Source organism: Streptomyces bugieae (assembly GCF_036352915.1).
Taxonomy (GTDB): Bacteria; Actinomycetota; Actinomycetes; order Streptomycetales; family Streptomycetaceae; genus Streptomyces; species Streptomyces endophytica.
Genome location: NZ_JAZBJP010000221.1, coordinates 1 through 398, shown reverse-complemented (window position 1 = coordinate 398; position 398 = coordinate 1). Strand labels below are relative to the sequence as shown.

General features: G+C 75.9%; 1 pseudogene. It reads left to right on the top strand.

Annotated elements, in window-relative coordinates:
- A pseudogene (locus tag V2J85_RS40970) lies at positions 1–398 on the top strand (nicotinate phosphoribosyltransferase); the annotation flags it as partial.

Below are 398 nucleotides of genomic sequence, written 5' to 3'. Positions count from 1 at the left end.
AATCACGACTCCGCCATCGCGGCCGCCGCCTCGCGGATGTCGGCCGCCGCCGGGGGCCGCCGCCTGATCGAGATGGGCGCGCGGCGCACCCACGAGCTGTCGGCGGTGGCCTCGGCGCGGGCGGCGTACGTCGGCGGGTTCGACGCCACCTCCGACCTGGCGGCCGGTTTCCGCTACGGCATCCCGACCGTGGGCACCAGCGCGCACGCCTTCACCCTGCTCCACGACACCGAGCGCGACGCGTTCCGGGCCCAGGTGGACTCGCTGGGCCGGGGCACCACGCTGCTGGTCGACACGTACGACGTGACCGAGGCGGTGCGGGCGGCGGTGGAGATCGCGGGGCCCGGGCTCGGGGCCGTACGGATCGACTCGGGCGATCTGCTGCTGGTCGCGCACCG